This is a genomic window from Chitinophaga niastensis, from assembly GCF_003014755.1.
GTDB classification, from domain to species: Bacteria; Bacteroidota; Bacteroidia; order Chitinophagales; family Chitinophagaceae; genus Chitinophaga; species Chitinophaga niastensis.
In genome coordinates this window covers 265,111-277,968 of record NZ_PYAW01000002.1, presented here as the reverse complement: position 1 = coordinate 277,968, position 12,858 = coordinate 265,111, and the positions used below count along the sequence as shown (strand labels likewise).

The 12,858-nt window shown below is 44.6% G+C and carries 8 protein-coding genes; 4 read left to right on the top strand and 4 right to left on the bottom strand.

Annotation, left to right across the window (positions count from 1 at the left end):
* Positions 1-1,387 precede the first annotated feature (1,387 nt).
* The 4 genes from CLV51_RS09655 to fusA all read right to left on the bottom strand — a co-directional run bounded on the left by CLV51_RS09655 (position 1,388) and on the right by fusA (position 6,510).
* A complete protein-coding gene (locus CLV51_RS09655; RefSeq protein ID WP_106527839.1) occupies positions 1,388-1,984 on the bottom strand; it encodes a transporter family protein in 597 nt (198 codons plus the stop codon).
* A gap of 535 nt (positions 1,985-2,519) precedes the next feature.
* Positions 2,520-3,287, bottom strand: coding sequence for a polysaccharide deacetylase family protein (locus tag CLV51_RS09650; RefSeq protein WP_106527838.1), 768 nt, complete (start codon positions 3,285-3,287; stop codon positions 2,520-2,522).
* 6 nt (positions 3,288-3,293) lie between these two features.
* The gene (locus tag CLV51_RS09645) at positions 3,294-4,076 is read right to left on the bottom strand and encodes a glycosyltransferase (RefSeq protein WP_106527837.1); all 783 of its coding nucleotides are present in this window, start codon (positions 4,074-4,076) and stop codon (positions 3,294-3,296) included.
* 289 nt (positions 4,077-4,365) lie between these two features.
* Positions 4,366-6,510 carry an elongation factor G gene (gene fusA / locus CLV51_RS09640; protein ID WP_211301979.1) on the bottom strand — a complete coding sequence of 715 codons (2,145 nt, stop codon included), beginning with the start codon at positions 6,508-6,510 and terminating at the stop codon, positions 4,366-4,368.
* Between the two features lie 526 nt (positions 6,511-7,036).
* Between fusA and CLV51_RS09635 the strand changes: the two genes are divergently transcribed.
* From CLV51_RS09635 to CLV51_RS29775, 4 genes are all read left to right on the top strand, one after another.
* Positions 7,037-7,543 carry a T9SS type A sorting domain-containing protein gene (locus CLV51_RS09635; RefSeq protein ID WP_106527836.1) on the top strand — a complete coding sequence of 169 codons (507 nt, stop codon included), beginning with the start codon at positions 7,037-7,039 and terminating at the stop codon, positions 7,541-7,543.
* 44 nt (positions 7,544-7,587) lie between these two features.
* Positions 7,588-8,763 carry a type IX secretion system outer membrane channel protein PorV gene (gene porV / locus CLV51_RS09630; RefSeq protein WP_106527835.1) on the top strand — a complete coding sequence of 392 codons (1,176 nt, stop codon included), beginning with the start codon at positions 7,588-7,590 and terminating at the stop codon, positions 8,761-8,763.
* Positions 8,764-8,875: 112 nt separating this feature from the next.
* A complete protein-coding gene (locus CLV51_RS09625; protein ID WP_106527834.1) occupies positions 8,876-9,280 on the top strand; it encodes a hypothetical protein in 405 nt (134 codons plus the stop codon).
* 13 nt (positions 9,281-9,293) lie between these two features.
* A complete protein-coding gene (locus CLV51_RS29775) occupies positions 9,294-12,857 on the top strand; it encodes a collagen-like domain-containing protein (RefSeq protein ID WP_106527833.1) in 3,564 nt (1,187 codons plus the stop codon).
* Position 12,858 lies beyond the last annotated feature (1 nt).

Sequence of the window (12,858 nt, the reverse complement as noted above, 5' to 3'; positions counted from 1 at the left end):
GAAGAATTGGGGTAAAAATGCTGGAATCACGCAATAAGGCTTCAGAAAACATTCATTGTGTGTGTGTTAAGCCTTAAGGTTACTTCACATGCTCGTTTTGACAAATATAGGAAAACAAATTTCAAAACCAAAAAAACCGGCACTTCTTTGCAGCTTTTTTTCGCAGGCATAAAAAAAGAAGGGTTGTTCCGGTTTACCTGGAACAACCCTTCTTTTGAATAATTAAAGTAATGTTAGCTGTACATGTGCGTTTTAAACACACTTTACAGTGGTAAGCCACCGCCTGCGCCACCTAATAATGATTTGATTAATCCTAAGATTAATGCAAGCAGTTGATTTAATAAATCCATGGTTAAAAGGTTTCTGAATAACGCCTACTCTATTTACTGGTTTTCGGCAATCCCAGTAGTTCATCGGGATAAAAGAGGCTGTTCCACCATGTGAAACAGCCTCCTGATTAAGTTGTAAGGGAGATAGCACACCTTAGTACGAAATAGTCCCTTACCGTGGAAGATCTTACAGACCTCCGAGCAGAGATTTCAGCAAAGCAATAATAGTTGCCAGCAGTTGGTTGAGTAAATCCATAAGATAGTTTTTACTTTGGGTGACACCTACTCTCTTGTTTTGGTTTTCGGCAATCCCAGGAACACTTACCTGCTAAGTGTTCAATAAAAATAAGAGCTATTCACAAAAATCTGTTCGTTCATTTTGTTCAGTTCTAAATAATAAAACAAAGTTGTTCAATCCTCTGCAGTCGTGCATTTCATCTATATAAAAAACTCCGGTATTACTACCGGAGCCATCAAAAGAAATGTTCTACACCATTCAGGCTATCATATACCACCAAGGACAGACATCAGCCACGCCAGTAAGCCAGTCAGAAAAGTGTTTAATACATCAACAATCATTGGATGACATTTGACTTATGCCTACTCTGTTACATGGTTTTCGGCAATCCCATCTGCTTTTTACTTAAATAAGAATTATCAACTGCAGGGATGATGATAATCCTGTAACGAATAAAAAATGCTGACATAGTCAGCATTCCTATTCATTACACTTGCAACTAGATTGCTGCGCCAAATACAGTGGTCACGAATGTGAGCACTGCCACGAGAATTGAAGTTATCATAACGGAGTTATTAGGATGTAACGCTTACTCTTTTATTGGTTTTCAGCAATTCCCAATGACTGATTTACAACACAGTCACCGTACTAAAATAATTGCTTCCCGGCTAAAAGCGTTCATTCAGTTAGTTCATTTCAGTTTCGCTTGTTCATTTTGTTCAAGCAGGCACCAGCAATGATAAGGAATCCTAATGAAAAAGGTTCCGGCACAACAGTACGTTGCACGGAACCTTTTAATATGATGAAGATAAAAGTATATTTATTTACCGGTTTCCTCCTTATAGATCTGCTTTGCTTTTGCTGATGGCAGATAGATCTGGAAACCAACGCCCAGGTTAATCCTGTTGGAAGTAGTGGAACTACCAAAGCCTACAGTAAGGTCATATTTCAATAAACCTTCCAAACCTATATTTGGTGTAATAAAGTAGGAGATGCCAGGTCCGATACCTATGTCTAAGCCATTTGTAGAAGCGCCATTAGCTAAGTTTTGACCAGCAAAACCGGCTGTTCCTTCCAGGAAAAAACGGGTTCTTTTGGAGAACTCCAGTTTTCGTACATTTTTATCTTCTACGAAATAACGGGCAAGTGCACCTACGCCATAATTTGTGTTAGTTCCGGGATTGTTAGTGCTTAAACCAAAATTAACATACCCTCCAAGGGCTAATCCATCTTTAATAAACCAGGCCGCTTTGGGCGTAAGGTTCATACTAAACTGCGTACTTTGTTTTTGAAAATTCAACCCCAGATTAGCCAGGGTACCACCTACCATAATATTTCCTTTCTGAATTTGCGCATTTGCAGCAGTGCCAAACAATACAGCTGAAAGCACAAGGGTTAAGAGACGAAATCTTTTCATAGTCTGATTTTTAGTTTTAACAATTTAACATGTTGAATGAATAAGAACTCTCAGGCAAATGATCCTCATTTGCAACTGCTGCGGCATATGGCCGGCAAATAATAAACTGAATAAATATAAGGCAGGGGGATAATGGGGGGAGGTAGTCTCAACGTTTCCGAACAAACACAATCACATGCACAACAGATTTTATTGTTATTACAAAACTACTGAAAATGAATATAATAAGTATTCATCTCTCTAAAAAAATCTGAAAAAACATCTTACTACATCATTGGAAAATTTTCCAATATGAATGCATATCCTCATTCATTATACACTATAACAGCTATAACTTATAAAAGTTGTTGTATAAAAATATCTATTATGTAATTTCTGGTTTTTGCCTGCATTAGCTGCAAATTGTCCGGAATCCTGACAATTGCCCTCATTAAGCTACCACAGCGGGAAAAGCTGCTCAGGCATACAGCTGCGGCTACCGGTATTTCATGGTATTACTCAATTCCTATATGTAAAATAAAAACGATAGTACTTGCTATTGCAGCATATCAATATGTGCACAGAAGGTGCCCTGCTGTTGGAGGAATTTCAGGAATCCTTCCAGTTTGCGCTGCATCTTATCTCCCGAAATGCGCCTGATATAGGATGGAAGTGTATATGCATTAATATCTATGAGTTCCCAGGGATGAAAATAAAAGGAGAGATAATTATCTTTCTTCAATACCCTTCTGCTAAAATGCCGGGTTATCCACAACGGCATATTTTTTACACTTAACCAGAATATAGGATATCTCACGAGAGGGGATACGGAGGATGGAATTATCCAGGTATCATTTTCCTTGAAAATAGTACGTGGCAGATGCCAGTTATTATATCTTCCTGGCAGCCAGGTTGGGTTTACAGAAGCATCGTACAGGTATCCTGCCGCCTTTAAAGCTTCCATATTCACTTTACGCAGGCGTGGCATGCGGAAACCATGTACCTGTTGCCCGCTGATCTCCTGCAGGGCCAAACGTGAGCCTTCCAGGTCAGCATCCGTAAAGGAGCTATGGTAATATGCGTGAGAAGCTATTTCATGCCTTGCAGCTACCTGCCTGATCAGTTCCGGGTAGTGCTGGGCCCAGTAGGCTGTGATGAAAAAAGTAGCACGTACGTTATATTTATCAAATAGATCCAAGGTAGCCTGCAGTCCGCGTTTGGATATTTCTAATTTATCCTGCAGGGGAACCTTTTGGCCAAATTCTTCGGGGATATCAAATTCTTCTACATCTACACTGATCAATATCCTTTTCGTATGTTTCATAAAATATTAAGCGGCGTTTGCGCTGGTGATAATCCTGCAATAATTGCGCATTTCTTTCAATAAAAGTTTGATCCGGAAGGATGAGAACTGGATACCCGGACGGCAGAATACCGGTACGGCGCCTATTTTCAGGTGAGGGCGTTTCCCTGCATGGTATAAGAACTCGCTGTCATACAGGAAACCATCGATCCGGGTGCGGAGCAGTATATTTCTGCCATGGGCGTTAAATCCTTTTAGTCCTGCCTGCGCATCTTTAACTTTCAGTTGCAGTACAATTTTGTTCAGCAGGCGGCTTATACGGGTAATAACCCGGCGTTTGCGGGGTAATTCTTTCAGGTAGGCAGCTCCACGTTCTCCTGCAACCACATCCAACCCCTGCATCAGGCGATCATAGGCTTCCTTTACGGCTTTTACACCAAAAGGGAAATCCAGGTCGGTATATACCTGGAAAGCGTATTGCGACCGCTTCACACCTTCTCTCACTGCATGGCCTTTACCGCGGTTTTGGGCATAACTTACAATGATAATACCCGGAATAGCGGCTTCCAGCCAGGCAGTATGTTGTGCAGTGAAATTTTTTACTGAACCATCGTTTACCAGGATCAACTGCACCGGCACGCGCCCCATCAGGTCGGTAACCTCGTGGTAATGCCTGATGAGTGATTCTACCCAGGGGCCCGAAGGATTCCAACAGGGCAGAATCAAATCAAGTCCGGAAGTAAGCGTAATCTGCTCTCCCGATGTATATATCGCAGTTGTAGGAGGTGCTTGCAATAACTCAATTGACATAAGCTTGGTGGCTATCAGTAAAAAAATACAGGAATACCCTTGTTTGCATTTCTATACTATAACGTCAAAAGCTAAGTCCCCCCCTATTAAGGAGTTAAAAATAAAAAGGGCCCTGTAAAACAGGACCCAGGCAGTTAGCAAAAAGTAAATTGCAGTTGTAGGTTATTGTTCCCGAAAATATCGAATATTCTTATCTCTGCAATAGCATGTTCATGTCACTCATGTCTGTAAAAGCGGAAAGGTTGTTCCGCGTGAGCAGAACAACCTTTCCATATAAAAGAAGCTGTAATTAAGCGTTTACTTTTCCTTTCACTTTTGCAATCACTTCTTCTGCAACGCTGTTAGGTGCAGGAGCGTAGTGAGAGAATTCCATGATGGAACTAGCACGGCCAGAGGACAGGGAACGCAGCTGAGTTACGTAACCGAACATTTCGCTCAACGGAACTTTAGCTTTAATTACCTGTACACCATTTTTAGAGTCCATACCTTCCAGCATACCACGACGACGGTTCAGATCACCTGTAACATCACCCATGTATTGGTCCGGAGTCAGTACTTCCACTTTCATGATAGGCTCCAGCAATACTGGCTTAGCTTTGCGGGCAGCTTCACGGAAAGCTGATTTAGCGCACAATTCAAATGACATAGCATCAGAATCCACCTGGTGATAAGAACCGTCAAACAGACGAACTCTCATATTCACCAGCGGGAAGTTTGCCAGTACACCCTGAACCAGGGACTGTTCAAAACCTTTCTGTACCGCAGGGATGAATTCTTTAGGGATGGAACCACCAAAGATATCATTTACGAACTGGAATGATTTTCCTTCGTTTTCTTTCAGCCATTCTGCGTCAGCAGGTCCGATTTCAATCTGGATGTCAGCAAATTTACCACGACCACCAGTTTGTTTCTTGAATACCTCACGGTGTTCAACTTTCTGTGTCAGTGCTTCTTTGTAAGCCACCATTGGAGCACCCTGGTTAACTTCTACCTTGAACTCGCGACGCATACGGTCAACGATGATTTCCAGGTGAAGTTCACCCATACCACTGAGGATGGTTTGACCGGTTTCTTCGTCAGTTTTAGCTTTCAGGGTAGGATCTTCTTCTACCAGTTTAGCGATAGCCATACCCATTTTATCAACGTCTGCCTGAGTTTTAGGCTCGATGGCGATGTGGATAACTGGTTCCGGGAAGGTCATGATCTCCAGTACGATAGGATGTTTTTCTTCGCACAGGGTATCACCTGTTTTGATATCTTTAAAACCAACAGCAGCACCGATATCACCAGCTTCGATGAAGTCGATAGGATTCTGCTTGTTAGCGTGCATCTGCATAATACGGCTGATACGTTCGTTTTTGCCTGTACGGGTGTTCAGTACATAGGAACCTGCATCCAGGTGACCGGAATAGGCCCGGAAGAACGCCAGACGACCTACGAAAGGATCGGTCATGATTTTGAACGCCAGTGCTGCGAATGGTTCTTTAGCATCTGGTTTACGGAAAACTTCCTCACCGTTGTCAGGATTGGTACCTTTTACCGCTTCGATGTCCATTGGAGAAGGCAGGTAGCGACAAACCGCATCCAGCATTTTCTGAACACCTTTATTTTTGAAGGAAGAACCACACAACATCGGGATGATAGCGATGTCGATAGTTGCTTTACGAACAGCTTCGTGGATTTCGTCTTCAGAAATTGAATTCGGATCTTCGAAGAATTTCTCCATCAGTTTATCATCGTATTCAGCAACTGCTTCTACGAGTTTAGCTCTCCATTCTTCCGCTTCTTCCTGCATATCGGCAGGAATTGGAATTTCCTGGTAAGTAGCACCTTTACCTTCTTCGTCCCAGATGATACCTTTCATAGTGATCAGATCAACTACACCACGGAAGTCATCTTCAGCGCCGATAGGCAAAGTCAAAGGAACGGGGTTAGCACCCAGCATTTCTTTTACCTGCTTCACAACGTTCAGGAAGTCTGCACCGGAACGGTCCATTTTATTTACGAAACCGATACGTGGTACACGGTAGCGGTTAGCCTGACGCCAAACAGTTTCAGACTGCGGTTCAACACCGGATACAGCGCAGAACAAAGCCACCAGACCGTCCAATACACGCAGTGAGCGCTCTACCTCAACGGTAAAGTCCACGTGACCGGGAGTATCGATGATATTGAATTTATAATTTTTGGTATCAGGTTGTGCTTTACCTTGTAAGGTTGGAAAATTCCAGAAACAAGTGGTTGCCGCAGATGTGATGGTAATACCTCTCTCCTGCTCCTGTGCCATCCAGTCCATTGTAGCAGCACCCTCGTGCACCTCTCCAATTTTGTGGGATTTACCTGTATAATACAGGATACGTTCTGTGGTAGTGGTTTTACCCGCATCAATGTGCGCCGCAATACCAAAGTTCCTTTGAAATTTTAAGTCTGCCATAATATTAAAGTGACTAAATAATGCAATTTGGGGGGCAAAGGTAATCAATTTTTAACAATAAATAAAACGACCATCTTTGCCAAATTGTTATTTCTTTTTTAACAAACGTGCGGGTTCTATCATATTATGATTATAACAAATAACAATAATGGTTGTAACCGGTTTTAGGTGGATAACTACCAATTTTTATTCAAATCCGACCAACAACTAAGTTGCTGTTTTTCGGTAGCATTATTTCTTCCAAATTCACGTTGAGTTGTATAAAAACCGCACGTATTGCCCTAACGAAAGGATTTCTTCGGTCCAGTGTCACTATTACCCCAGCAACAGGCGTTTATTCACAAGCTGTAGCCATACCGCTCAAATAATTAGACTACCCTAAAAAACAGATTACCATGAATGAAAGCTTTACACGCTATCAGTTTGCAATATGTTATCCCAAATACTTTGCTGTGGCACCTCTTCGATAGTCCGGCAGGCATTTTCCCAAAAGCGTCATTATCTATTTTAATCAATCATATTCTATATGAAATCAATTGCACCTAAATGCGTGTATGCGCTATTGTTGCTAGCAGGTATGTGTTTTACGGCAAAAGCACAGATATTCCTAAACAGGCATGTAGTAGCCAGCAGCGGTGGTAGTGGTGTTGTTAACAACATCCGGATACAGTACACAGTTGGAGAAGTGGCTATTCTGCCTGTGACAGATGGACGAACATTGCTTACCCAGGGTTTCCAGCAACCGGAAGAATTACCCAAACTACCGATTGGAGCCGATCCTGTGAAGAGCTATATACTCTTTCCTAACCCTGCTGTTACTAATACCAAAGTACAGTTTGATCTGCTTACAAATGCCACTGTAACTATTGAAGTGATCAATCCTGCAGGACAAACAATCTACAATCAATTCCTGGAAATGGGAACAGGTAAAACCACTGTTATATTGCCTGTAAATCATTTTGCTGCCGGTATTTATACAGTTGTGCTCAGGGTAAATACGAGTGTATATTTTGAAAAGCTGATCGTCCAGTAACCTGCAGGCGCTAGTGTCCTGATTATTATCTAAACACCAAAATCATGAAACACTGTTATACCATTATATTTTTTTTATGTATGCTGATAGCTGCCCTGCCTCTGTCAGCACAGAAATCACAGCAAAAACCACCTAATATCGGTGCCAGTTTCCTGCTGGTTAATCCAGATGCACGCAGCAGTGGTGTTGGAGATGCAACGACGGGGCTGACACCGGATGCCAACTCACTGTTTTCGAATGCTGCCAAAATAGTGTTTGCAGGTGATTGGGGAGTGAGCGCCAATTATTCGCCCTGGATGTGGGAGCTGAATAACAATCAATCCAACATGGCCTATGTATCTGCCTATAAAACATGGAATAACTCAGAAGGCATTGGCATTTCCATGAAATATTTCAATTATGGCACTGTTACTTTCCGTGATGATAATGGCACTGTGTTACAGAATTATAATCCTAAAGAGTTTGCCATAGATGGCTCGTATGCCAAAAAACTGGGACAGCATATGTCGCTGGCGCTGAGTTTACGATATATACGCAGCCAGCTGGGGCAAGGTTCATTCAATGGTTTGCAGCAAAAACCCGCATCCGCAGTAGCAGGGGACATCGGTTACTATTATCAGAACAGTGTGGATAAACTTGACTTTGGCAACCGGTATTGTTTTGGTGTAAGTTTTACCAATATCGGGTCCAAACTTCAATACACAGATGACAACACGCGCAAGACTTTTCTTCCGATGAACCTGCGTATCGGTGGCGGCTATACGTTTGTGCATACACAGGAACATGAATTCACTATTTCTGTGGATATCAACAAGCTGCTGGTGCCTACTCCGCCTATGTATGCACTGGATTCCAATGGCATAGAAACCAACCGAATATTAAAGGGCAAAGATCCTAACAGAGGTGTAGTGGATGCTGTTTTTTCTTCCTTCGGTGATGCCCCGGGCGGGTTTCATGAAGAGTTGAGGGAGTTTACCATTGGTTCAGGGATTGAATACGCATACAAGCAGGTATTTTTTGTGCGTGCCGGCTACTTTTATGAACACCCTACTAAGGGCTACCGGCAACATTTTTCTGCCGGTGCAGGTGTACGTGTATCTAACCTGTCGCTGGATATAGCTTACCAGGTACCGACAGGAGAAAGTCTGGTACAAAAAAGAACCCTGAAGTTTTCACTGGTATATAATATCGGCGGAGGAGACAAAAAAGTACAACCCTAATTTATCCTTAATAAAATTTCTATGCGGGCAGACCTTACAGTCAGCTCCAATCCTAAAAAAATATTATGAAATACTTCCTTTTACTTATTCGATCATCTTCAATAGTACTAATATGAAATTACCATTTGTTTTAATTTTCCTGGCCGTTGCAGCGATGCCTGTTGCTGTACTGGGACAAACAAAAAAAACGCCTATCAAATCAGAAGGTGCAGCTATACCAGCGCACATAGAAAAAATTCCTGTTAAAACGGGGGGTGCAGCTATATCTGCAACAACAGAAAAAGTTCCTCTCAAACCAGGGACCGGGGCTGCAGCCAGTGTGCGACCTACCGCACAATCAGCGCGGCAGTTCGCAGCTCACCAGGCAGGTACAGAAATAAAAACAGCATCTACAGGAGAATATAAGGCAACAGTAATCGAAAAATTACCTGCGCCTGTCATTTTGCAACAGGGAGAACCAACATTTCCGCCGGCTACCAGGACAAATACAATTACCCCAAAAGCCGTGAAACATTAAATCTGTCTTCATTATGAAAAGGAAACTAATATTCGGCGTTATTATGTGTTTGCTTGCCGCAATCCCGCATAAGGTTCTCGCCCAGAGTGGCTTATCCGGCATCAATTACCAGGCAGTAGCCAGGAATGCAAACGGAACTATACTTGGCAATCAGGCCTTACAGATAAGATTCTCCATTTTAAGCGGGTCTGCCTCCGGCAATGTGCAGTACCAGGAAACCCAGGATGCAACTACTAATCAGTTGGGGCTTTTCACCTTACAAATTGGTAAAGGAAGTCCGGTGAGTGGTACTTTTGCGGGTATTCCGTGGTCGCAGGCAAATCAGTATCTGAAAGTGGAGGTGTCTATTGGGGGAGGAAATTTTTCAGAGCTTGGCACCTCACAATTAATGAGTGTACCTTATGCTATTTATGCCGGTAATGGCGGTATTCCTGGCCCCAAGGGTGATCCGGGACAACAGGGAACAAAAGGAGATCCTGGTGTAGCTGGACCTATAGGACCAGTAGGACCCATTGGGCCTATCGGCGCAACGGGAGCAACAGGTCTCAAAGGAGATCCTGGTGTAGCAGGACCAACAGGTGCGACAGGACCTGCGGGACTGATCGGCGCTACAGGGCCTAAAGGAGATCCTGGTGTAGCCGGACCAACAGGATTAACAGGTGCGACAGGACCTGCGGGACTGATAGGCGCTACAGGGCCTAAAGGAGATCCTGGTGTAGCCGGACCAATAGGACTAACAGGTGCGACAGGACCTGCGGGACTGATAGGCGCTACAGGGCCTAAAGGAGATCCTGGTGTAGCCGGACCAATAGGGCTAACAGGTGCGACAGGACCTGCGGGACTGATAGGCGCTACAGGGCCTAAAGGAGATCCTGGTGTGGCCGGACCAATAGGACTAACAGGTGCGACAGGACCCATGGGACCTATGGGTCCAATGGGGATTCCAGGCATAATCGGACCTGCAGGACCCATTGGAGCTACAGGACCAGCCGGACCAACAGGCTTAACCGGGCCTACAGGAGCAACCGGACCCATTGGACCAGTAGGACCAGTAGGACCTCCGGGTAGTATCACTGCATCACCAGCTGGAGGAGATCTTTCCGGAAATTATCCAAATCCTACAGTAGCAAAACTGCAAGGAGTTTCGGTGGTAAATACTGCACCGGCAGCCGGGCAAACATTAACCTTTAACGGGGCCAGCTGGGCACCAACAGCGCCTGCAGCTGGTTTTACAATACCTTATGCCAATACTTCAAATCTACCGGGAACTTTATTCTCGCTCACTAACCAGGGAGATGGCACCCCTATTGAAGCCATTAGTAACTCTACAAATTCCAATGTTAACGCTATCCGGGGAACCATTTCTTCTGCCGCACCCGGTGGGTTTTCCACTGCGGTAAGAGGGCTTAATAATGGCACCGGCGGGCTTGGCATTGGCGTTTGGGGGTCACAAAATGGTACCGGCTGGGGAGTGTACGGCACTACGCCCAATGGATTGGGCGTGTATGGTAATTCCAGCAGCGGAGGTACCGGCGTGTATGCCAACAGTAGTACTGGTTTAGGCTTATATGCGACCAGTGTGAATGGCTCAGCAGCCGACATCACTATTACCAATAATTCCAACAACAGCACGGTACTCAGTACCAATACGGCAGGCAATGGCGTAGTGATCGATGCTTCTGCTACGGGAACCGGTAATGTCATCAATGCCGTCACCACCGGATCTGGCCTGGGTATCAATGCCAGCAGTACAGCAGGAACAGGTGTGTATGGTATTACTAAAACAATCTCAGCTGCCGGTTTACTGGGTGATAATACAGGGGGTGGAGAGGCGGTTACCGGGCGTGCTAATACAGCGTCTGGCATTGGCGCTGTAGTAGGCCGGAATGATGGGGCAGGATGTGGTGTAAAAGGATTCATATCCACTAATGCTTCTGGTAATGCTATTGCAATATTAGGACAGGTAGGTCTTGGCGGTAGTACCGGGGCAGCCGGTCTGTTTGATAACACCAATGCAGCCAATACAGTAACTACCTTACAGGTAAATACCAATGGTAACAGCCAGGTTGTTAATGTGCAAAACACCAATGTTACCAATACAAACAATGCAATGGAGGTGGTGACTATCGGACCTGGCCTTATTGCGGATCATTCACAGGGTAATGCCGGCAATTTTTTCCTGAATAATACCGGTAGTGTAGGTGCCGGGGTACGGGGAGAAGTGAATAGTATATTCGGTAATAATGGTACAGCTGGTGTATATGGAGTAGCTTCCGGGACCGGTGGATTTGGTGGTTACTTTGAGCATTCCAGTGCTACCGGCTTTGGCCATGCATTGGAAGTGGTTACTGCTGGTCAGGGAGACGCCATGGAGGTGGTTCATTCCGGTCCTAGTGGCAGATCAGGATTTTTTACCAGTACTCCCGCCAATACCAGCAATGTACTGGAGGCTGTCAGTACAGGGATGGGGGTAATTGCAGATCATTCCACAGGTAATGCTGCCAACTTTTTTGCGAATAATACCGGTGGTGTAGGTGCCGGGGTACGGGGAGAAGTGAACAGTATTTTTGGTAACAATGGTACAGCCGGCGTATATGGCACAGCTTCCGGAACTGGTGGATATGGTGGTTATTTTGAGCACTCTAACGCTACCGGTTTTGGCCATGCACTGGAAGTGGTTACTGCTGGTCAGGGAGACGCTATGGAGGTGGTTCATTCCGGCCCAAGCGGCAGATCAGGGTACTTTACCAGTAATGCCGCCAATACCAGTAATGTACTGGAGGCTGTCAGTAATGGACAGGGCAATATTGCGGATCATAGCATCGGCAACGCCGCTAACTTTTTCGCGAATAATACCAGTGGCGTGGGTGCCGGCGTACGGGGAGAGGTGAATAGTCTTTTTGGGAATAGTGGTACCGCAGGTGTATACGGCGTTGCCTCCGGAACCGGTGGCTATGGTGGTTATTTTGAGCATAGTAACAGCACCGGTTTCGGGCTTGCGCTGAAAGTGATCACTGCTGGTCCGGGTGTAGCGATGGATGTAAATATCACAGGTGCCAGTACCGCTACTGATTTTGCTACTTTCAGCATAGGCTTTGCGAATTTTGCGCGTATTGACAGAACCGGTAGGGGATTTTTTGATGGAGGTACCCAAAACAGTGGTGCTGACGTGGCGGAAGCATTTGATGTAAAAGGGTCTGTTCATACTTATGAACCGGGAGATGTGCTGATTATTGCCACAGATGGCGACAGGATGGTAGAAAAATCTGCCACCCCCTATTCTTCGCTGGTAATAGGTGTATATGCTACTAAACCGGGTGTATTGTTAACAGAAGAAAATATAGAAGCAGATATGTCCTCCAAGGTGCCGATGGGTGTAATAGGTGTTATTCCTACCAAGGTTTGCAATGAAAACGGTGTTATTCATCGTGGTGATTTGCTGGTTACTTCCAGCAAGGCGGGATATGCAATGAAAGCTGATGTGGATAAAGTAAAGCCGGGACAGGTCATTGGAAAGGCATTACAGGAGTTTGATGGTACTGCCGGTAAAATTAAAGTACTTGTAAATGTAAAATAAT